Below are 22,287 nucleotides of genomic sequence, written 5' to 3'. Positions count from 1 at the left end.
TATCAAAAACTCCCTAAATACCCGCGCTGTTTCAGGATGGGTGCCACCACGGTGTTCGCCAGTTGGACAGCTTCGGCGGATGATTCCCCCAACTCTATACGGACACTAACGACCGTATGCGACTGTCCATTGGGTGTTGGGGCGAAAAACACGAACCAGCCGTCGTTTCGGCGAATGCCCTGCACAATGCGTTCGGGCGTGCCAGTTTTGCCTGCTACACGGGCTACACTGATTTTGCTGCGGCCCTCGGATGGATTCGACTGATCGATCATGAATGACTCAAGCTGGTCGGCATAAGTGGCCTGGCGAGCTACTCGCTGACCGGCTCCAATGGGTAGTGGTTTTCCCGCCTGCTCCAGCACATACCGCGATGGTTGCAGCACGCCTTTGTTGGCAATAGCCCCTGCCATACGGGCCAGGGCGACTGGAGTCGAGGTAAGTTGCCCCTGTCCCCAGGCCAGCCCCGAGAACTCACTGCGGTACCGTTTGGGGTATTGCATAGTGTTATAGAGATTTCGCCGGACGACAAAAGAAGAATCGCGCCAGTGTTTTCGAATGAGCTCACGCTCGGGTTCTGTGCGCGTATCGGAGAAAGAGTAGCCGCCTACGAAGTCGATGTTCATGCCGGTAGCTAGGTACAGATCCGCCATTTCATTGTCGAGCTTATGGTCGTTGGCCGTCCGAATAAAATAGACATTGCTCGACCGGACAATGGCTTTCCGCATATCGACAGATTCATTGCAGGGTTCTGATTCGCGGGTGCCCCGGCGGATGATTTCCTCACACGAAATAGAATAGCTAACGTCGGATGCGGACGGGCCCAGTTTATTGAAAGCCGCCATGGCGGTCAGTATTTTAGCGGTCGATCCAGGGGCGGTTGGATAGGTCATGCCTAGGTCGCGCTCTGTCACCAGGTAAGGTAATTTTAGGCGATCCCGGTCCGCCATCTGCATCACGTCTGGCGTTTGCAGGTTGGGAAGCGGGTGTAGCGCCGATGCCAGCACATCGCCCGAATTCGCATCGAGCACCACAACCGATACCCGCCGGTTGCGGAAGTCGGACGTGGCCAGTGCCTGTTGAATGGCCACCTGAAGTTCCGCATTGACACTCAGGCGCAGATCGCGGTTTTGGGTTTTTCGCTCAGCCACCTCACGACTATCCAGCCCGGCCCGAAGGGCGGGAGCCAGCTCGCTGTAATCATACACAGACAAGGTACGCGTTTGCCGAACGGACGGACTGAAGCGGTCGGCCCGGTAGTCGGTCGTGACGAGGTTTGTTTTTCGAGGGCGACTATTGAAGCCCCGTAACTCGCTGAGGTGAGCGGCTTCGGCATAATATCCGTTGCTTTGCCCCCAAAAGAGTTGCGTATTAAGGTCACCCAGCCAGAAAAAAAGTTGGTTGCCGAAGGGGTAATAACGTTGTTGCCGTTTTCTGGTTAGCCCTTCGACCTCGTCAGCGTTGAGGCCGCTCTGCTGGAGTTTGGCTGCTTGTTGCCTAACGGTTTCGGGCGAACTCGATGCCAGCACCAGACCCGTCCGGTCATAAATCGTGCCTGCCGCCAGGGCTCGAGTAAGTCGTTCGATACGCGGGTTATAACTGTAAACGGGATCGCCGTTGCGGGTTACCACTCGGGCCGGACGTACAATGTAGGCACTACCCCGCCAGCCTACGATGGGCAGTAAATGACCAATAAGCACAACGACACCCGCCAAAAACCCGGTGATGCCTGCCATGAGCACAACATCATAATGGGTTGACAGGTATTCTCGTTGGGCCACCTCGCCCGGTCGATGCGCGACACTAAAGGCAGCGCCCATAGCCGTCAGGTTAATGATAAGCGAGATTTTGCCATAGCTCAAAAAGGGTACACTGATACCCGTCAGCGGCAGCAACCCGATTGAGCCGCCCGCGATAATCAAAAACTGAACGCCCGTGGCAATGGCAATCCCAGCAATCAGGAAAAAGCTAAACGGCTGGCCCGCCCGACGGGCATGAAGAAACAGCCGGTGCAGCAATACGCCAAACAGCAGGAACACGCAAACGACGCCCAGACCACCCAGCTCTTCGCCCAGGCTGGGCAGAATCATGTCGGTGTGGGCGGCAGGAATGGCGTTGGGAAATCCTTTGCCCAGGCCCTGCCCAGTCCAGCCGCCGGATGCCAGCGCCCAGTAACCGTGTGCCAGGTGATCGCCCCCATACACATCATTATTCCAGGGATTAAGCCACATGGCTTTCCGGTCGGCCAGCCGATCGCCCACAAAAGGCAATTGATCGCCGAAAGCAAACATGGCCATCACCAGCAGCAGCAATACCGGGGCTTCTGCCAGCAGCGCAATCCAGCCGGTGCCTGTCTTCGAGCGAGCGTCGCCTTTCCAGAACATGTAGCCAATCACCGCCAGCAAACAAAGTAGCGTGGCTACGGCACCCGGCAGGAGCCAAAGCGCTATACCATAGCCAACACCTGTGGCGAGGGTAAGGGGAAGATTCCCCCGGGCAATGCTATAGAAAAGCAGAAACGTAAAACACACCACCAGCGCCGGGCCCATGTCGCCCAGCAGTAAGTAAAGCAACATGAGCAAACCGGCTCCGGCCAGCGCCCCGAAACTAACGGCGAAGCGCCAGCGCAAATCAGGAAGTTGCCGCAGTTGCTGTTCATTGGCCGCAAAGAACCCGGCGAAAAATAACAGCAACAGGTATTTAGTGATCTCACTTGGCTGAAATGTCAACCCCAGCAGTGACAGGTTCACCCGTACTCCGCTTCCTTCGGGACCGGACCCAACAAGCAACGTCAGTGCAGCCAGGCCAGCCGCCAGCACCAGCCATGTCCAGCCCGATCGTCGGACTGAAGACCGGCTTCGTAAAGTAAACAGCCAGTCATAGCGCCAGGTAGCGTAGAAACGACCTACATTAAGCTGGGATAAAATGGTCATTCCGGCCAAGCCGACGATGACGCCTTGTAACGTTTGTCCGGCAAAGAGTGTGTCCTGCAACGGATCCTGAATAGCCAGCAGGGTTAAGACCGATAAGCCCGTGAGGAGCATTATTATCGGTAACAAAAAGGGGTCAGGGTGGAAGCGCCGAATGGACCAGACCCCGTTGACCACCCAAAACGCCAGAAAGAAGGCCGCCACAATACCCCAAAACAGCCAGGTGAACGAGGCCGGTGTCCGGACGGTAAGCACTTGATCCGTTTTTAGTTGCCCGTAAACCGTCGATCCAATTAGTCGAAGCTGGTGTGGTCGGGCGGTAAAGTCAACGTGTTGATGGGTGGTTAAGTGAGCGGTGCCGCGTCGACTGCCAAACTCAAATCCTGGTTTCAGCGGGACAACACTATAACCCGCCCCCGACTTCAGGCCTGCGAAGGTGAATCGGCCGTCGGTATCCGTCCGGGCATAAACGAAACGATCAGGAAGCGTATCGGGCTGGGCCGTTGCCGGGTGGCGCTTTAGCTGGACCAGTACACCCGACAGGGGGCGATCGTCCCGACTGACGCGCCCGTCAAACGACACCGTTCCACTCCCAACCTGAACGACGGCAGGATACGTTTTTGGGTTGGTCAGCTCCCGATTGTACAGCACCGAGTCGAACCCCATCTGCTGGCGTGATAACCGGAGTCGGCTTTGGAAGTCGGCACCACCAATTCGACTACGCCACGTTAGCGGAGCCATTACCGAAAACGTCCGCTTGTTTAGTGCTCCCAGGTTATCGAGGGTTCCGTTCCGGACAAGTTTGGCGGGTAGGGAGTCGGCTACCAAATCAATATCCCGGCTATCGGTATAATAATTGCCACTCGTCAGCAAGCGCCGAATGGCGGATGATTTAACGCCTTTGTCCAGGTTAAGCGACTGCCCGGCGGTGTATGCTTGTTTTGCCTGGTCGAGTGTCGGCAGGAGATTGATGTACAGCCGAATGAACAGCAGCCCCAACATGATCGACGCACTCAGCAAATACAAACGGTCAAATGATTTCATTCAGGGGTGGGTTACGGGTTGATTAAGTGAGTTGTACCCAGGGGCTGAAGCCCGTGTATGAATCTTACTGAAATACGAGCTGAAGCCCGTGGGTACAGATACAACACAGCGCAGTGTGTTCGGAATTTATATTACTGCCTACTCGAATCGGGTACGGCTGTTGAATCGACTGGCGGAGCCGACGTCGTATTTATGGTCGTCTCCGAAGGCGGTGAATTGGTGATGACAGAGTCGGTTGCCGGCTCTTCTTCGGTTGACTCCTGAAACGGCGCTGCGGTTGAATCCGTAGCTATCTCGTCCGAACTCAGCGAATCAGTATTGGTGACCGTTGAGTCAGGCAAGGTTTGAGCCGGAGCTTCTTTATGGCGCATTTTATACAATACACCGAAGACGGCCAATACCACGACAAACAGTGCCGCCAGGATGATCGACCAGTTTGTGGTATTAGCTGGCGATTCTTCCATTGGTTCGTATTCATACGCGTTGACTGGCTCAGGTACAGGCGCGGGTGCAACCAGCGTTTGCGACCGGGGCGCGACTGGTGCCTGACGTTGTCCGGACCGGTTGGCCTGCAACAATTCTACATTTGCCTGACCCAGCAGCAATGCCAGCTCTGTCACATCGCTCAGGCGTTCGGCCGGATTTTTGACCAGCGTCCAGTCCAGCAATGTCGTCAGGCTAGGAGGCAGGTACTGCCCCGACGGTAGCGATAACGCCGGTGGCGGTGTGTGTAAGACCTGGCTCATGAAGGTCGCCATTCCCGCTGTTTCGGCCATCGAGAAGGGTACTTTTCCAGCCAGGCATTCATAAAGCACAACGCCCAGAGAATAGTAATCCGTCGCCACATCAACGCCTTTGGGGTTGTCGAACTGCTCCGGCGAGGCATATTCATAGGTCATCAGCGACTGACCCGTCATAGTTTGCGATTGCTCCCGAATGCGGGCCACGCCAAAGTCGGTGATGAGAAAATGCAGTTCCCCGCTGGGCAAGGGCCGATACAGAATATTCTCGGGCTTAATATCCCGGTGGATAATACCCTGCGGATGAATGGCATGAAAGGCTTCGGACATCTGTAACCCCAATCGGATGGTTGTGGCCACGGTCAATCGCCCCTGTTTGTCGATAAGTGTTCGCAAACTACCGCCTTCTACCCATTCCATAACAATGAAGGGCAGGGGCATATCCAGTTGTACGTCGCGAACCCGTACCACGTTCGGGTGGCGAATACCAGTCATGATCTCTGATTCGACCCGAAACCGCCGAAGCGTTTCCGGGTCTGTGTGCAGGGTAAAGTGTTTTATGGCGACCAGGTCGCCTGATTCCAGATGGCGGGCCTTCAGAACACGGGCGTTGGAACGCCCCAGCTCACCAATGATTTCATAGCCTGGGAAATGGGTATTTACACTGACAGTTGGCATGGATACCTTAGTTTAGCGACTCGGTTGCCGTAGCCAGCGAGTCTGAATTCTGGGGAATGTCCGGCGACTCGTACCGTAAAACTTTACACGTAACCTTCGTTCCCCGATCACTATCCGGAGCCGTTTGGATGGGCGATGAATTGGGCTCCACATGATTGAAATACACGGTCTCTGTTTTGTAGAGGCCGCCACCATCCTTGATATAATTCACCTGCACAACTACATAGGTAAAGTTCAAATTCGTTGGATTGCTTAACTGAAGCTGCAGTTGTTTGATGCCACCAAACAGGCCAACCTTGAAGTTGGTTGCCTTGACTTTCATCTTTTTAGCCGCGATCAGCGCTTCCTGCCGGAGCCGCTCCAGTCGTTGCGCTTCTTCGGCCCGTTGCTGTGCCCGAATAGCGGCTGTGTCGGGTTTTGCATTCGCTGCTACTGTAGTCGCACTATCGGTTGACTGGTCGGTTATAGCCGAATTACCTATGCCTGCTTTATTAGTAGATTGGGCATTAGGTTTGGTGGTAATGTAATACACCCCGGCAAGGATAAGCAGCGCGAAAGCAAGGAACGCCATGATTTTAGCCGTTCCAATGCCTTTGGGCGAATGCGGCTCCTTTACGGTCGAAGCGACTCTAGGCTTCAGGGGCTCTGGTTGCGGCTGCGTCACCACGTGGGGTTCTAAAACGGGCGTGGGGGCCGGTGTTGGCTGATTCACTCGGCCAGCCCGACCAGCTTGTAAATACGCAAGCTCTGCTTGTTTGAGCAGCCAGGTCAATTCGTCGGGATCGCTCAATCGCTCAGTCGCCTTCTTTTTTAAAAGCCCTTCCAGTAAGGGTGTAAACGGCCCGAGCGACTGCCCGTTGGCACTAACCGTTAAGACGGGCGGGGCTTCAGAAAGCACCTTGTTCATGAACGTAACAATGCCCGAATGATCGACTAGAGCAAAGGGCACTTTGCCCGTCAGACATTCATAGAGCACGACGCCCAGCGAATAATAATCGGTGGCTACACCCACATTTTTAGGGTCGTTGAACTGCTCCGGCGAGGCATATTCATAGGTCATCAGCGACTGGCCCGTCAAGGTTGTTGACTGCTCATGTAGCCGGGCCACGCCGAAGTCGGTGAGCAGAAAATGCAGTTCACCACTCGGTAAAGGCCGGTAGAGTATGTTGTCGGGTTTAACATCGCGGTGAACGATGCCCTGCGCGTGAATGGCCCGGAAAGCCCCCGCCATCTGCAGGCCCAACCGAGTAGTAGTTGGAACGTCCAGATGACCCTGTGCTTTGAGCAGGTCGCACACACTACCGCCTTCAATCAATTCCATCACGATGTAAGGCAGCTCGGCTTCCAGTTGCACCTCCCGTACCTTGACGATGTTGGGATGGGCAATGCTGGTCATAATGGCCGATTCGCGCTGGAATCGACGAAGTGTTTCGGGATCCGTGTTCAGGGCGAAGTGTTTGATCGCAACCAGATCACCCGTATCCAGATGGCGGGCCTTGAGAATGCGGGCGTTGCTACGGCCTAATTCACTCAGTATTTCGTATCCGGGAAACTGGGTGTTAAATCGAACGGTAGCCATCAGGGACGAATTGGTTTAGGCGCAGTTGGTTGCTTAGGCGCAACAGGCTGCTTTTGTACAGAAACTGAAATGACGGTGTTTAGGCATGTGTCCTGCCGAACGGTTGCCCGAACAGGCAGGTCGACCTGGCTGAAATAGACCCTGTTTAACTGAAGCTTTGTCTCTCCGGTGGTTTCAATTCCCGTCTTAAACCCACTGACAACCACATTTTCCAGCGTAACAGCCCCCCGGCGGTCAACGCGCATGGCAAGCTGGTCATGGGTTGAATCAAGGGGCATTATAACCGTTTGCGGGCTACTGCCGATGACAGCTAGTAGCGAATCCGTTAGTAGTAACGGTTGACTGATACGAATCGTATCGTCGGTCAGTAGCAACCGATGGTCTGAACTTCGGGTAGCCACTTCGATGAGCGAATCAATGCGGGAACGGCTCGTCGAAAGCAGGAAGGTTGTATCGCCCGATGGTGCACCGGTTGCCCTAAGGCTATCGCTCGTGGCGTGGGTGTTGCCCGATGGCCAGGACTGATACCAGACAATACCCGCCACCAGAATGGCCAGCAAGGCGAACAGCGCGACCCACCGGCCTGTCGATGATCGTTTAGCTGGCGTAGCCGCCGGTTGGGGTTGAGCCGATGGCGAAACGGGAGCCGCCGATGTATTCTGGGCCAGGCTGGGAGTCGTTGTTACCAGCGGTTCAACAACCGATGCGTTAGTACTATTTGCGGTGTTTCGGGCCAGTACAACCGTAATGTTATCGTTGCCTCCCTGATGATTCGCCACCCGAATCAGTTCTAAAAGCTGTTCTTCTACTGGAATAGCCCGGTTCAGGATTGCCTTGATCTGGGCCTGTGTGATCATATCCGTCAGGCCATCGCTGCACAACAGCAGTTGATCGCCCGGCAGAAAGTCCGTTTCGTCCGACTCCAGAAAATCTGGATCATCGACCCGATGCGTGGTGGAGCCGACTTCGCGCAGGATCTCGTTTCGGCGCGGGTGACTCATGGCTTCGGCTTCGGTCAGTTCGTTGGCATCTTCCCGAACGCCCACCATCGAGTGATCGCGGGTGAGCTTTACCAGATTGCCCTGCCGGTAGCGGTACAGACGTGTATCGCCCACATGCACAAAGTAGAGTTTGCCGGTATGGCTATCGGCCAGAGCCGCCGTCAATACGCAGCACATCTGGCCCAACCGACGCTCTTTCAGGCGCTCTTCGTTGATCTGGTTGTTGGCGAAAACGACGGCTTCGCGCAGCATGGACAACGGATCGCCATTTGGCGTGGCCATATATCGTTCAATCGACTCTTTGGCAATGGCAGCCGCCCGATCACCACCGGCGTAACCCCCTACACCATCAATCACAACCAGTAAGGCACTGGCTTCTGACCAGAGCGGAGTGCAGATAAATGTGTCCTGATTATCCTTGCGCCGTTGGCCCACATCGGTCTTCCCGGCGATCAGTAAGTCGTTCATTGTATAGAATTCGGTTTACGGTTTACTGGTTTCGGTAAGCTAGTCTGGTTGATATGGGGATATACCACAAACCGAATACGGTAAACCAATAATTAGCGGGGTAAGTCCTGAAAATGCCTGATGACGAAAAAACAGACGAACAGGAAAAGTAACAAAACAAGCAGAACGTCGATCATGGGCTTATGCGTTGCTTTGGAAGGTAAGTGTCACCATACTGTTGAGCAGAATCTGGGCTTTTTCGGGTAAGTCAAACCAGGTTGGGCTTGCCGGTTCGCTCCGGGGAATGAGTCGCTCGTTGACGCGGGTTTCGTTGCGGCTGAACGAAGCTATCTGAAACGATTGGGTAGACTCATTGTACCGAATTCGGGCGTGCGGATTCGATACGTAAGCGGATTCGAGAAGTAGGTAGTTCGGGAAATGCTGATTGTCGGTATCTTTTCGGGCTATGACGATTTCCCGGTCACGCATCACATACGTGTCCTCTTTATTTAACTCAGCTATGTAGTAACTGATGTGGGCCAATCCGGCCTCAAGACTGCGGGGCAATGCCGAATGGATTACCTTAGTAGCACTCGCTAGTGGTGCACCACTGGCCGGGGCGGATGAATTCAGGGGTGTGTCGAAATTGAATTTTACGACAAATGCCCCCGGCTCGCGAAAATCAATGTGCTGGAAGGTGTGCAGATCGACATCGACCTTTTCGTAGCGGTTGGTTTGTTTAACCCGGCGCGTCACGTTCAGTTTCTCGGCTGGTGCATTGGCCTGAACATTGCCAGGTAAAATACCGGTCAATGCCCCAATAACTTTGACATCCGTCGGGCTAACGGCCTCACCGCCGAACTCCCGGCCCGCACCAAACTTAAAAAACCAGCTCGATGCGACCGGCGACACGCGTCCGTACGCGCTTCTATGCGATTCGATAACCGCTTTGAAGGACTGCACCGCTTCGTTGACCACCACCGGAAACGCATTCTGACGATCTTCATACGTGTCGGGGTGCAGAATAATCAAAAAGTGAGCGTTGAATAACAGGCTCGTTCCGACGGATTCCCGCTGGATGGAGTCTTCGAAACTAGCGATGAGTTCGTCGAGAATGCGTTTGTTGGTAACGGCAGGAGCCGTTTTTGTATCGGTCTGGCTGGGCGGAATGATAAGGTTACTGAGCTTACCGAGCCAGCCACCGGGCTGATTGGCCATGTATGGACTGTTTAGGGAGGATTTTTACACCTATAAACGTTAACTACATTGGCTTTCGTTGGTTCACAATGGGGTATTTTTTAGTTTTCGGGGTAAACCTACGTTTTGGTAGGTCATTAGCCTGTTAACATTTTGCGGCTTCCATCGTCCGTGTCCTCACGGACCGTTTACTTGGAAGGTAAACTGGCTGTCGCGTGAGCGGTCCGTGAGGACACGGACCGTGGAGCAGCAACCTACTTTGAGCTAAGCTGAGGGTTAGACGAGGAAACAAATACCGGGAAAAAGTGGCATTGGGGATGTATTGCCTGGCAAACCCAACTGTGGGGCTAGCGCAAACGCATCAACTTTATACCCGCACATAAATTTTACGGCGGTCAAGGACCCAGCCGACGAGCCAGCAAAGCAGCATAAAGGAGAGCGCGAACAAGAGCGAACCCACAGGTCCCGGTGCCAGCTTTTGATAGAAATTACGGTTGATCCAGGAAAACACATTCCCACCCGACGCTACCGGAATCATGTAGAAGGCGATAACCAGCAATTCGGACAGGAGGTAGATAAACAGGGGATTTTTTCCGGGAATGACAAAGAACCTGGTCCAGTTGGCGTTGTTCCATTGCCTGATTTCGATGATGTAGATCAGAGCCGCCATAATGGCCAGATCAAGTCCTGTGGTGAGCAGGACAAACGAACTGGTCCATAACTTTTTGTTGATGGGAAAAACCATATTCCAGCACAGGGCGGCAAAAATCAGGGCACTGCCAACGAGTAACAGTTTCGCTACACTTTCGTAGTTTTTGCCTTTATGCTGCACAAACTGACCGGCGTAATAACCAATCACTACATTCACAATGGCCGGCAGTGTACTGAGCAAACCTTCCGGTTCAAAAGCGACGCCCTCGCCATGATACAGGTGCGCATCGCCAAACAGGAACCGATCGAGTTGCGACCCAGCATTTCCTGCTAAACTATACGGATCGGCGGGGTCGCCCCAACCGAGCAAAATAAGCCAGTAACCGACCAGAAACACAACACTCAACAGGATAACTGTTCGGAAGGACAGGAAATAAACCAGCAACGATGCGATGCCATAGCAGATGGCAATTCGTTGTAAAACGCCCCAAATGCGGGTTTCACTGATGGGAAAGCCGGTTACATCGCCTGATTCACTGAGCCGGAAAAAAGGAAACCAGTACATCAGGTAACCCAACAGAAAAATCAGCGCCGTTCGTTTGCCAATTTTAGTCAGCACGGCAGCTGTACCTACCGAACTGTGCTTCTTCATGGCAAAGCTCATGGCATTGCCTACAGCGAAAAGAAAAGACGGGAAGACCAGATCGGTAGGGGTGAAGCCATGCCAGTGAGCGTGCAAGAGCGGGGCAAAAGGCGTGGCACCACTCCCCGGCGTATTTACCACAATCATGAAGCAAATTGTCAGGCCTCGGAATACATCCAAAGACAAAAAGCGCGTGTTGGTATCAGTCATTACAGGTCGGCTGGCTAAGGATCGGCTTCAAAAAAAATGGTTCTACTCCGTGGTCCGTGCGGTCGGCGTTCCGATCCTCACGAACCACATACGCGTCAGCAACACCATCCAGTCAGGTGGTCCGTGAGGACACGGACCACCTGACTAAGGTCGGCTGGCTTATTTACTGATCGTTACCGTTTGTCCAGACCTGCCTACGGCATTGAATACTTTAAATTTAACGGGACCGCTACTGGCAACGGGCTCCGTATATACCGGGCTTTGGGCCGTTGGTTCTGTGCCATCCATCGTATAACGGATGGTTAATCCAGGGAATTGTACATTGGCGGCCACCTTTCCATTAATCACCTTCGCCCCAACAGGCGGAATGCGGTACTCATAGCCACCGGCGTAAACATCCAGACGAGGAAGCTCCCGCTTGCCTACTTGACTGATGAATTCAGACCAGGCCTGATCATACAGTTGCTCGCTTTTTGCTTCGTTTGTCTCCTTTGCCCAGGCCGGGTCTTTCGCCCAGGCCCGTTCGGCTACTGCTAGCAACTTAGGAAACATCTTGTACTCAAACTGCTGCGGATTTCGGTTCGTTTCGGACCAAAGGGGCGCTTCAATGCCGACAATATTGGCCTTTCCCTTAGCCGTCAGAACTTCCCGGCTTTTAATAAGCGATGGATTGATGCGATTGCCCGTATTATCATCTTTCAGATTCCTGAGGTAATCGTACGGAATGAAATAAAAGGGTTTGTCGATGTCTACATAGCCACCCCAATACTGGCCGGGCTCTTCTGATAACTGATTGTAAGCCAGGTCCAGATACATATGGGTAACGCCGGTCAGAATCACTTTATACCCTGCATTGGCCATGCGGTAGGCGAGGTCTTCGGCGCCTGATCCGGGACTATTTTTCCAGACATTTACCCGAAAGTTTTCGCCGGCAAAGGTTTCGTTGGGCACCCATTTTACCCGACCATTCTGCTTTACTTTCTTAAGTCCAATTTCTTCCCAGCCCGAAAGGAATAACTGACGGCTTTTGAGCAGTTGATTGACTTTACCGAAGTAGTAATACCATAAGTCATCGGTGTTTTTAACCGAAGGGTTGCTGGCAATCAACTTTTGAACAGAAGGAGACTTTTCCCAAACCCCACCCGGTACTTCATCTCCGCCGAAGTGAATCGTTTGCAGGGGTGCACCCGCTTCTTTGTACATCCCTCTCAAGTCGTCGACCACGCGCTCCAAAAACGTATAGGCGGATGGAAGCGACACGTCGATGACGTTATCATCCCAGCCCTGCACTGACCGATAAACCGACTTGTCGGCTACGTCCTGAAGCAGATACCGCTCTGCTTCGGTCTTGTTACCCGCTTTCATGAAGCGCTGATAGCGGGCGTTCATGGCTTTGATAGCGGCCCGGGCGTGTCCCGGTGATTCAATTTCGGGAATCACCACAATGTGGCGGTCGCGGGCGTACTTCAGAATCTCGACAAAATCAGCTTTGCTGTAGAAGCCCGTGCCGGATGGGTTCGACAAATCGGGGCCGGAGCCATAGGAGGGAATCAGGTTTTTAGTGGGGTCGGTGGTGTGGGCGCGTTTGGCACCAACAGCGGTCAGTTCGGGTAACGAAGGCATCTCTACCCGCCAGCCTTCGTCTTCGCTAAAGTGAAAATGGAAGGTGTTGAGCTTGTACAACGCCATCGCGTCCAGCACTTTAAGGACCTCTGACTTGGGCTGGAAATTCCGAGCCATGTCCATCATAAACGCCCGGTAAGGAAAGCGGGGCGCATCGGTTGCATCCAGTCCCGGTAAACTGACCGATCCGGCCTTACCCGACAGGGCGGCTGCCGGAAGAAGGGTTTGCAACGACTGAATCCCGTAAAAAATACCCGCGCCCGACGAGGCTGTGAGCACTACGCCATCTGAGCCAATATGCAACGCGTACCCTTCGGCAGCGAGCGATGGATTTTTACGGAGTGTGATCGTTTTTCCATTCCCATTCGTCTGAACAGCGGGTTTCTTACCAATGACCGTCTTCAGACTGTTGGCTAAATAATCAGCTTCCCGATCAAAGGCTTTATCGGTGACAATAACTACCTGATTGTCCAGCAGAAACGGCGTTCCTTTTTCCTGATACGAAACCGGGGTAGGGAATATCTTGGGCAGTTTATCGTCGGGGATTGCCTTGATTTTCTCATTCTGGTCAAAAATCTTTTCGGCTAATAGTCTGTCCGATTTTTCGTAGATCGTACCTGATTTTATGGCTACGTCAACAGGGTAGGCCTGCTCTGGATTCTTATCCAGCACCAGATAAAACCCAACGGGGAAGTCGGTCTTGTTCCGGATTTTTCCGGCCAGGACCTGTATGGTTGTCGATTTGCCGGGTTCTAGTTTTGAAAACTTCGGTCCTGGGCTGATGTAGTGTAAATCGCCGTTGAAGAGCTTGACCTGAGCCACCGAGGCATCCAGACTAGTTGGATTGCCGCCATTAAAAAACAGCTTCCAGCCAGTAGCAGGCAAGTCTTCACTACCCGTATTCGTGAGGGTCAGCACGGAGCGGGAACGTCCCTGATTTTGGTAGTTGTTGTCCGCCAGCTCAAGCGTGATCGTTAGTGGCTTCGACGCATTCGTCGACGTCGGCGTTTCACGAGTGTTGGTTTGAGAGCAATTAATGAAAAAGGGTAGGCCAAACAGGAGCAACAGGAAAGAATACGATCTCATTTTTCTGGAACAGGAGGTAAAGGCAAGGGAAGAAGGTATATGGTTTGTAGTTTACGGTTGGCTGGCGCACGAGTGTTGCTGACGCGCCAGCCAACCGTAAACTGCAAACCGTAAACTGAATTATTTACAAAAGTCCCTTCTTCATTTCTTTCACAGCGTGGTCGGCCGCGCGTGCGGTGATGGCCATGAAGGTGAGCGATGGATTTTGGGTACTGGTTGAGGTCATGCAGGCTCCATCCGTCACGAACACGTTTTTGCAGGTGTGAAGTTGGTTCCACTTGTTCAGCATGGATGTTTTAGGATCTTTCCCCATGCGAACACCACCCATTTCGTGGATGTCGAGGCCCGGTGCTTTATCTGGCTTGTCATGTGTCCGGATGTTTGTGAAGCCAGCCACCGTCAGCATTTCCGTCATTTGCTCATGAAAGTCGGCAATCATCTTCTCGTCATTGTCATCGTACCCAACCGAGATTTTCAGTTGTGGAATCCCCCAGGCATCGGTCAGGGCGGAGTCGAGCGCAACGTAGTTCGTTTCTTTTGGAATGGTCTCGCCCATCATGTGGGAGCTCACCCGCCAGTTACCATATTTAGGTTGCATCAGACTTGCTTTCAGGTCTTCACCCATGGCAGACGTATCGACGCTGGTAGCGCGGCTGGAGCCGAAACCTGCTGCGTAGCCACGCAGGAAGTCGGTTTCCTGCTTGAACACGTTGCGGAAGCGGGGAATGTAGCTACCGTTGGGACGAATACCCTCGGTTGTTGTATCCTGGAAGCCTTCGTGCTCAGCCGATATGGTGGTACGGAAGTTATGGAAGGCTACATATTTACCCAGCAGTCCATTATCATTTCCCAAGCCGTTCGGAAAACGGCTGGATTTAGAGTTCAGCAGAACCAGATTAGTGTTCAGGCAGGCCGCGTTCAGGAAGATAATCTTGGCATAATACTCGGTCATCTCCTTCGTATGCGCATCAACCACGCGAACGCCCGATGCCTTGCCCAGCTTCTCGTCGTAAATAATCGAATGCACGACCGAATCGGGGCGCAGGGTCATTTTGCCTGTTTTCGCGGCCCAGGGTAGGGTAGACGAATTGCTGCTGAAATAACCGCCGTATGGACAGCCCCGCTGGCATAATGACCGATTCTGACATTGAGCACGGCCCTGCTGATAGTGAATAGGTTGCGGTTTGGTCAGGTGGGCGCAACGGCCAATGATCACCGGCCGGGTGCCGTTATACCGTTTCGCCATCTGGTCGGTGAAGTGTTTTTCTACGCAGGATTGCTCGTGTGGAGGCAGAAATTCGCCATCGGGCAAGGCCGCCAGCCCATCTTTGTTCCCCGATATACCCGCAAATTTTTCTACGTAACTGTACCACGGAGCAATGTCGGCGTAGCGAATGGGCCAGTCTACGGCAAACCCGTCGCGGGCGGGACCGTCAAAGTCATAGTCCGACCAGCGTTGCGTTCCCCGCGCCCACATCAGCGATTTACCCCCGACATGATAGCCCCGAATCCAGTCGAAGGGTTTCTCCTGCACGTAGGGATGCTCGGCATCTTTAACGAAAAAATGCGTGGCGTCCTCTCTGTTGGCGTAGCACCGGCTGGCAACCGGATTGGCATCAATATATTCTTTTGACAACTGGCCCAGGTGCGCAAACTCCCAGGGCTGCATCATGGTGGTAGGATAATCGGTAATATGTTTGACATCCCGGCCACGCTCCAGAACGAGCGTGCGTAATCCTTTGCCGGTCAATTCTTTGGCTGCCCAGCCGCCACTAATTCCCGAACCAACCACAATGGCGTCGAAGGTGCGGTCTTTAACCGAATCTATGTTTAAAAAAGACATGCGATAACGTGAATAAGGGTACGTAAAAAACGAATAACTACACTACTTACTGCCGTTGACAGCCAGCTTGGAAACAGGGACGCAGCCGTGATAGAAACCGGGTGCCATGTTGAACTTCTCGACATTAACTAGGTAATATTCGGAATTCATATAGCCCTGAATAGTCAATTTTTTGACCATGTCGACAAAGGCTTTACCCGTTGGGTCTGTAGATGCACTTACTTTAGTCAGCACATCCATGCGTTGCGCAGCATCGCCATTTGAGAAGGGCTTGTTATACGTTTGCTGCGCTGTGGAATCGACCAGCGCAAGTCCCTGCTGAAGCGTTGTCTGAGCCGCTTCGCCATAGCAATCGTTAATCATCCGCATGGCGAATTTGTGTACATTAAGCGATTTGGCGCCGGGAGTAGCTGTTTCGGGAATGAAAGTTTCCACAATGTCGGCCAGAAGCGCTTCGTTATCGACGGATAAAGTAGAAATAGCTCCCAGCGAATCGGGTGTCCAGCCAGAGGCCCAGGCGGGTAAACTGACCAGCCCACCAATGGTCATGGCTAAGTTCTTTAATACAGAACGTCTTTGCATAAGTAAGGTAAGTAGTAATCGGGATTTCAGGAGCTTTCGCTTCTGAACAAAAGAGAGTAATTCCCCAGAATAGTTTAATTATTCGGTTATCAAAGATACAATATTATATGAAGCAGATTCGTAAAATTATTTATTAACTCGTTGAATGAACAAACAAAACGCCGGGCTTCGATAGAGACCCGGCGTAGACATGCAATGCGTTGATTGTCTGTTGATGAGTAATTTAAGCTGCTTTTAGATGCTACTACTTGCTTACCCTTCTTTGTAATGTCTGACATCCAGTAAGGTAACCGTTTCATACCAGTACTTTTTAAGATTGCTTAAATAGGTTTTCCAGTCGGTATAGCTAAACGGCTTGAGTGTAAACGATGAGGCTCCAAATGAATAAGCCCGTTCAACCAGACTGGGCGTCTTACTGGCTGAGAGCATAACCACGGGCAATACGCGCCCTTTGGGATGCGCTCTTACCAACGCCAGAAAATCCAGCCCATCAACTTTATCCTGTAAATCAATATCCAGCAAGACTATTTTCGGGCCTTTACCTTCCAGCTCTTCAATATACGTTTTGGCCTCCTCAAAGCTACTCACGTGAATAAAAGAAGCTTCCGGAAAGCTGCTTACCGAAGCTCTCTGTAAAACCTCCGCAATCAATGGGTCGTCGTCTACTAATAAAATGGGGAATTGCTGAGACATGAATTCTTTAGGCAGTTCTACTGCTATACGTGCGATGCGTGAATTACTTGGATGCAAAGCCAAGTAAAAGGATTAACTAAACGGTTCTTATTTTTAGATAAAGCTATACATTTAAATTCTGTGAATTTGCCAAAGGTCTGTACCAACACCGGGCCACCACCATAGTAATTAGTACAAAAGGCCACAGAGAAACAAAAGGACGTATGGAATCAAATCTAAGCTAATTCTAGCTGATTAATTAGAGACGCACAAATAGTACTTTCTGCTTATTTTACCTTACAATAGCTGCTTTATTAGCCTTAGAGGTCGGTTCATGTGGTAGAATTTACATGCCAAAGGTAACATCTGTTCGCTAAATATCATCGTTAATTCGCGAATTTACCGCCCTATTGCCCCTTGACTAAGCCGGAAAAGCGTTCAACCTGTCGCCTGATTAGTTTTAAACAAACAGAACAGATCAGGGGGGGCGTGAGTAACGGGTAACAGGGATTAGTGGCTGTTGAACGTAAGGCAAGTAAGGGTAGACGGGTTGGGCTATGGCATGTGCACGGCGGTCTGTTCGCTGTAGTGGGCCTGTATTTCTTCTGCTAAGGTGAGGATTCGATTTCGAAGCATGTCGGGTTGTTCAATCGTTGCTGACTGGCCGTACATAAGCAGCCATCTGGCTAATCCTTCTACATAAGGTGTCTGGAAATGTATCCGAACATAATCGCCCAGGTCGTCTTGACGCTGATAGCCAAACGTGTGTTTCTCCTGCTGTAAAAATCGGGTAACGGCTTTGCGAAACAACACAGTTACGGCCACCGTAGGCATGTCGGTCGTACCCATTCGATCCAGGTATTCCTGAAGCGTTAGCCGATTACGTCGTGAATAGTACTCACCTGAATTGGTGAGCTGACGAATGCGGTCGACGCGGAAATCGCGGTAGTCCTGGCGTGTTCGGCAGAACGCAATCAGGTGCCAGCCCATATTGTAATGATAAAGGCCTACAGGCTCAACGTCGCGCTGGGTTTCGGCATCGTTGTATTGCGAATGATACTGGAGCGTTAGCACCTGATGCCCGGCAATGGCCTGTTGGATATCGGTGAGCAACTCATCTGAGTAAGGCACCTGAGTAGGCGGCTTGGCCACATTGATGTGGGCGTCGAGGTCGTCCAGATGTTCCTGGTCCGTGCGTTTAAGAACCGATTTTATCTTGAAAAGAGCGGATTCAAACTTTGTTTTTACGGATTGGTCGGCCCACTTTTCCACTAACTTGCCCCCCATCAGCAGGGCGCTGGCTTCGGCCGTTGTAAACATCACGGGAGGCAGGTGGTAATCGGTCAGAAAATACCCGACACCTGCTTCGGCACCAATCGGGACACCCGCTTCTTCCAGGGAGCGAACGTCGCGATAAACGGTTCGCAGGCTAATGCCAAAGCGGTTAGCCAATTCCTGAGCCCGGACAACGCGCTTGGTTTGCAGATGAATCAGGATGGCGGTCAGGCGGTCAAGACGGTTCATAGCAGGAAGAGAAGGGAATCGGTTGCAATTTACACTCCTTCGCGTGAACAAGCAGGCATTTTTTTGTGTAGAAGAAGGGATAAACGTTTGACAGACATGAACGAAACCTCCATCAAAAATAATACCCATCACCATCGCTTCGAGTTAGAAACAGATGGGAAACTCTCCATTGTGGAATACCAGCAGGTCGATGATGAAACCCTCGCGCTGACGCATACAGAGGTCGATCCCAGCCTGGAAGGGCATGGCGTTGGCTCTAAGCTAGTGGAAGGCGTCTTGCAGTACATTGAGCAGCACGACCAGAAAATCGTGCCCCTTTGTCCGTTTGTGAGTGTTTTCCTGAAACGCCATCCCGACTGGAATCGATTGGTGTCAACAGCTTATTCGGTCAACGATTTTTGATACGCACGTGCCCCGCCTTTTACTTTTATTGATGCTGGTTAGCTGGGCCAATGCAACTGCATTCGCCCAACTAACCGCTTATCGGGTATTTTTTGGCATTACTAACCAGCCACCCCGTCAGGTCGTGCTGCGCCAGTGGCGTCAGGACGGTCAAACTCACTACCTGACACTGAATCCGAAAACCCTTGAAACTGCCCTGGTCAACTTGCCCGAGAATCAGGTAAAGGCTCTAGCCTGGCCCGCCACCCTACAAACTGTGATCGAAACTCCTTACGGCCGGGCATTACGCCTGGAGCAGCAACGGGACACTCATTTACAGGATGCTGGTATTGAGCGAACCGACACGACCGAACGGGGTTTCAGCCTGACAATAGACCTGTGTCCGTCGACCAAACCCCTGACGCGGTCGGTATTCGAGCAGTTGATCCGTGCGTTCGAGCCGGAAGAGAAACCCATTCCCGTAACGATTACCATCACAGGCCTTTGGATGGAGAACCATGCCCAGGATCTGGCTTACTTGAAAGACCTGGTCAGTCGGGGCGATTTGGCCATTACGTGGGTCAACCACTCGTTTCATCACCGCTACAACCCACAGTTACCGCTGGCGATCAACTTCATGCTTGAAGCGTCTACCAATATCAGTGATGAGGTTTTGCTGAATGAACAGGCTATGTTACGAAACGGGCTGAAACCATCCATTTTCTTCAGGTTTCCGGGTCTGGTTTCCGACAAAGGTGTTTTTGACCGGATCTTAGCGTTTGGCCTGTTACCCATTGGCAGTGATGCGTGGCTGGCTAAAAATCAACAGCCCAGACAAGGAAGTCTGGTGCTGATTCATGCCAATGGAAACGAACCAGTAGGGATCGCTGATTTTATCACATTGATCAGGAACAAGTCTTCGTTTATTCGTAACAAAACGTGGCTGCTCTATGATCTTCCCGAAAGCGTAGCCAGCGAGAAATGAGCTGTTGTTGGCATTACAGCCTCTTCTCCAGCTCCTCAATTTTCTGCCGGAGCTGCCGGACTTCGCCAATCAGGGTTTGTATTTCGTTTTCGGTCTGTTCCTGATCGTCCTCAACGAAAAAATTGGCTACATAGCCGGTAAAGGTGCCAAAAAGCCCCACACCGGCAATCATCAGGACAGCTGCAATCAGGCGACCAAAAGTTGTAACCGGAAAGCGGTCGCCATACCCAACGGTTGTAATGGTTACGAACGCCCACCAAAGCGCATCCGACGGGGTTTTGATGTTGGCATCCGGCACGCGTTCGGCGTAGAGAATGGCGATGGCACCAAAAATCATTAGCAGAACGGAACTGAGCAAAACGACGGCCAGCGTCCCGTTGGCTCTGTCGCGGAAAAGGTAATGAAGAAAGTCGCGGATAGACCGGAACGACCGCACCATGCGCAGGATGCGAACGACCCGCACCAACTGCCCCAGCCTGAACCAGTCAAGGGCGGGAATACTGGCCAGTAAATCAATCCAGCCCCACTGCAGAAATTTCCATTTATCGTCGGCCTGATAAAGTCTTAAAAAGAAATCATATAAAAAGTAAAGACAAATGCCGGTGTCGATCTGGTCGAGTAATTGCCTGTTTTGCTCGTACATGGGCACCAATTCCCGAATCAGCAGCGCAATGACAACATACACCGACAAGACCAGCATGATGAGTTGATGCAGGGTTAGCTTTGGCGGACCAGTCGACTTCATTATTTGTCCAACGGACGAGGTTTAGGTGGGTGAATCGGCGAAATACGATCTCCTTTCCGCACCCATCGCCAGATGTCGACAGGAAGCGCTGGATAGATGGAGACGCCAATGCTGTAATAACTTCCGTTGAAATTCTGGTCAATATCGGTCTGAAAAACGGAAATGCGATACCCTACCTGCGCCGAAAGGCCCACCCACCGGGTAGCTTTCCACTGGGCATAGGCGCCTATCTGTAGAGGGGCGAAAAAACTCCGATGCGTTCGGTCGATTGGATTGTCCTTAGCCAGATCTCTCGGCAGGGCATAAGCAATACCACCGCCAATGTCGACAGGCACGCTAATCATCCAGTGCCGATTGTTGGTCATGTTCCACCAGTACTGAATGTTCATAAACCACAAATCAGTGCGGGTATAATAATTAAGATTGATGCGCTGGGCCGCATTCCGTCGCCAGTCAATCAAGCGCAGATACGTGGCATAACCGATCCAGTAATAGCCCAGCGTTAGTTGATGGCGTTTAACACCATAGGTAATGCCCGCGTTGATTCCCCAAACGTTTACATGCTGGCGTTCCAGAAACGAATCCCGGAAGTCGAGGTTGAAAGCAGGCCGGATCGTCGAGCTAACCGAAAAACTAGTATCCTTCGGAGCTATAGAATCGAGCCGGGCGGTCAGGAGTGAACCCGCAAGTAGGCAAACAGCAATCATAATACAATACTAACCCGAAACCCGCCTAAGAGGTTAGAAGAGGTGTATGATGAAGGATAGAGACGGTAGGATGTAGGGTATATCCTGCACTTCTATATACTGTCTTTTTCTTCAGTTTGCTGCCCGTAGTAAGTAGCCTACGCCCATAGCCGTATGGATCAGTTTATGGTCGAAGTCACGGTCAATTTTCTTTCGTAAAAAGTTGATATACACCTCTACCTTGTTGGTACTGCTAATGGGTGTGTTGTCCCAGACTTTTTCAAGAATCTGCGCTTTCGTGACCACCCGACCTGCATTTTTGATTAAAAATTCGAGTAGTTGAAATTCCCGTGCTGTCAGCTTGATGCGTTGATTGGCGCGGTAGGCTACTTTTTCGGCAACGTTGAGTTCGAGGTTGTCGATACTCAGGATAGAAGGCGCATTAAAGCCACCTGTCCGTCGTCGGTGGAGTGCATAAATACGGGCCAGCAGCTCATCGGAGTCGCAGGGCCTCACCATGTAATCATCGGCTCCGGCATAGAGCCCTTTCGCTTTATCGGCCGATTCATTTGAATTAGACAGCAGGAGCACAGGTGTTGAGTCATTCTCCTGCCTGAGTCGCCGAATAACATCCAGCCCATCCATTCGCGGTAGCTCTGAGTCAAGGACAATCAGGTCAAAACGGGCATGAAGGCCCATCGCAAGTCCGGTGTATCCATCTGAAGCTATTTCGAGTGTATACTGGCGTTCGGCCAGGGTTCGATATAGAAACTCAAGGTAACTGGCGTCACTTTGAATAAGGAGAATTTTCATGTTCTCAAATGCAGTTAATTGAAAGTCAACCGCAAAGGTGTTAGCCTAACTTTAAAGCCAGTTTAAAGCTTAATTAAAACTTCTTTAAAATTTCATCCGTATATGTGTGTATTCGGATCTGAATAGCTAACAATACAGTTTCTACCTGCCGAATTTGAGGTCTAAAGGCCCTAGCGAGAACCGATCAGGGTATGATTATTGCCTACGTATTCCTTAAGGAAAATACTTAT

Annotated in this window: 16 protein-coding genes; 2 read left to right on the top strand and 14 right to left on the bottom strand. The window is 51.9% G+C overall.

Features of this window, described 5'->3' with window-relative positions; all coding sequences use genetic code 11:
- Nucleotides 1–2: 2 nt before the first annotated feature.
- From SD10_RS16785 to SD10_RS16735, 11 genes are all read right to left on the bottom strand, one after another.
- Nucleotides 3–3,971, bottom strand: coding sequence for an FtsW/RodA/SpoVE family cell cycle protein (locus SD10_RS16785; RefSeq protein WP_046575269.1), 3,969 nt, complete (start codon nt 3,969–3,971; stop codon nt 3–5).
- A gap of 131 nt (nt 3,972–4,102) precedes the next feature.
- Complete coding sequence (locus tag SD10_RS16780) at nt 4,103–5,389, bottom strand: serine/threonine-protein kinase (protein WP_046575267.1); 1,287 nt, start codon at nt 5,387–5,389, stop codon at nt 4,103–4,105.
- Between the two features lie 7 nt (nt 5,390–5,396).
- Nucleotides 5,397–6,968 (bottom strand): serine/threonine protein kinase, encoded by a 1,572-nt coding sequence (locus SD10_RS16775; RefSeq protein ID WP_046575266.1) that lies wholly within the window; start codon nt 6,966–6,968, stop codon nt 5,397–5,399.
- The gene (locus tag SD10_RS16770) at nt 6,968–8,437 is read right to left on the bottom strand and encodes a PP2C family protein-serine/threonine phosphatase (protein ID WP_046575264.1); all 1,470 of its coding nucleotides are present in this window, start codon (nt 8,435–8,437) and stop codon (nt 6,968–6,970) included. The genes SD10_RS16775 and SD10_RS16770 overlap by 1 nt, the downstream gene beginning before the upstream one ends.
- Nucleotides 8,438–8,617: 180 nt before the next feature.
- On the bottom strand, nt 8,618–9,634 hold the full coding sequence (locus tag SD10_RS16765) for an FHA domain-containing protein (protein ID WP_046575262.1): 1,017 nt from the start codon (nt 9,632–9,634) through the stop codon (nt 8,618–8,620).
- A gap of 346 nt (nt 9,635–9,980) precedes the next feature.
- Entirely contained in the window at nt 9,981–11,087 is a 1,107-nt protein-coding gene (locus SD10_RS16760; RefSeq protein WP_262507319.1) for an acyltransferase family protein, read from the bottom strand.
- 189 nt (nt 11,088–11,276) lie between these two features.
- Nucleotides 11,277–13,826 (bottom strand): family 20 glycosylhydrolase, encoded by a 2,550-nt coding sequence (locus tag SD10_RS16755; protein WP_046575259.1) that lies wholly within the window; start codon nt 13,824–13,826, stop codon nt 11,277–11,279.
- Between the two features lie 124 nt (nt 13,827–13,950).
- Complete coding sequence (locus SD10_RS16750; protein ID WP_046575257.1) at nt 13,951–15,669, bottom strand: GMC oxidoreductase; 1,719 nt, start codon at nt 15,667–15,669, stop codon at nt 13,951–13,953.
- A gap of 42 nt (nt 15,670–15,711) precedes the next feature.
- Nucleotides 15,712–16,251, bottom strand: a complete 540-nt coding sequence (locus tag SD10_RS16745; RefSeq protein WP_046575255.1) for a gluconate 2-dehydrogenase subunit 3 family protein — start codon at nt 16,249–16,251, stop codon at nt 15,712–15,714.
- Between the two features lie 252 nt (nt 16,252–16,503).
- Nucleotides 16,504–16,944: a response regulator gene (locus SD10_RS16740; RefSeq protein ID WP_046575254.1), complete on the bottom strand. Its 441-nt coding sequence runs from the start codon at nt 16,942–16,944 to the stop codon at nt 16,504–16,506.
- Between the two features lie 534 nt (nt 16,945–17,478).
- Nucleotides 17,479–18,447 (bottom strand): helix-turn-helix transcriptional regulator, encoded by a 969-nt coding sequence (locus SD10_RS16735; protein WP_046575252.1) that lies wholly within the window; start codon nt 18,445–18,447, stop codon nt 17,479–17,481.
- 96 nt (nt 18,448–18,543) lie between these two features.
- On the opposite strand from SD10_RS16735, the gene SD10_RS16730 reads away from it, so the two are divergent.
- Together SD10_RS16730 and SD10_RS16725 are read left to right on the top strand one after the other, a co-directional pair.
- Nucleotides 18,544–18,849 (top strand): GNAT family N-acetyltransferase, encoded by a 306-nt coding sequence (locus tag SD10_RS16730; protein ID WP_046575250.1) that lies wholly within the window; start codon nt 18,544–18,546, stop codon nt 18,847–18,849.
- Between the two features lie 7 nt (nt 18,850–18,856).
- On the top strand, nt 18,857–19,813 hold the full coding sequence (locus SD10_RS16725) for a polysaccharide deacetylase family protein (protein WP_227698992.1): 957 nt from the start codon (nt 18,857–18,859) through the stop codon (nt 19,811–19,813).
- Nucleotides 19,814–19,826: 13 nt separating this feature from the next.
- Here SD10_RS16725 and SD10_RS16720 read toward each other — a convergent pair whose 3' ends face one another.
- The 3 genes from SD10_RS16720 to SD10_RS16710 all read right to left on the bottom strand — a co-directional run bounded on the left by SD10_RS16720 (nt 19,827) and on the right by SD10_RS16710 (nt 22,057).
- Nucleotides 19,827–20,558, bottom strand: coding sequence for an ion transporter (locus SD10_RS16720; protein ID WP_046575249.1), 732 nt, complete (start codon nt 20,556–20,558; stop codon nt 19,827–19,829).
- Nucleotides 20,558–21,265 carry a hypothetical protein gene (locus tag SD10_RS16715; RefSeq protein ID WP_046575247.1) on the bottom strand — a complete coding sequence of 236 codons (708 nt, stop codon included), beginning with the start codon at nt 21,263–21,265 and terminating at the stop codon, nt 20,558–20,560. The genes SD10_RS16720 and SD10_RS16715 overlap by 1 nt, the downstream gene beginning before the upstream one ends.
- A gap of 111 nt (nt 21,266–21,376) precedes the next feature.
- Complete coding sequence (locus SD10_RS16710) at nt 21,377–22,057, bottom strand: response regulator transcription factor (protein ID WP_046575245.1); 681 nt, start codon at nt 22,055–22,057, stop codon at nt 21,377–21,379.
- Between the last annotated feature and the right edge of the window lie 230 nt (nt 22,058–22,287).

Origin of the sequence: Spirosoma radiotolerans (genome assembly GCF_000974425.1) — a bacterium.
Taxonomy (GTDB): Bacteria; Bacteroidota; Bacteroidia; order Cytophagales; family Spirosomataceae; genus Spirosoma; species Spirosoma radiotolerans.
This window is presented reverse-complemented; position numbering and strand designations above follow the sequence as displayed.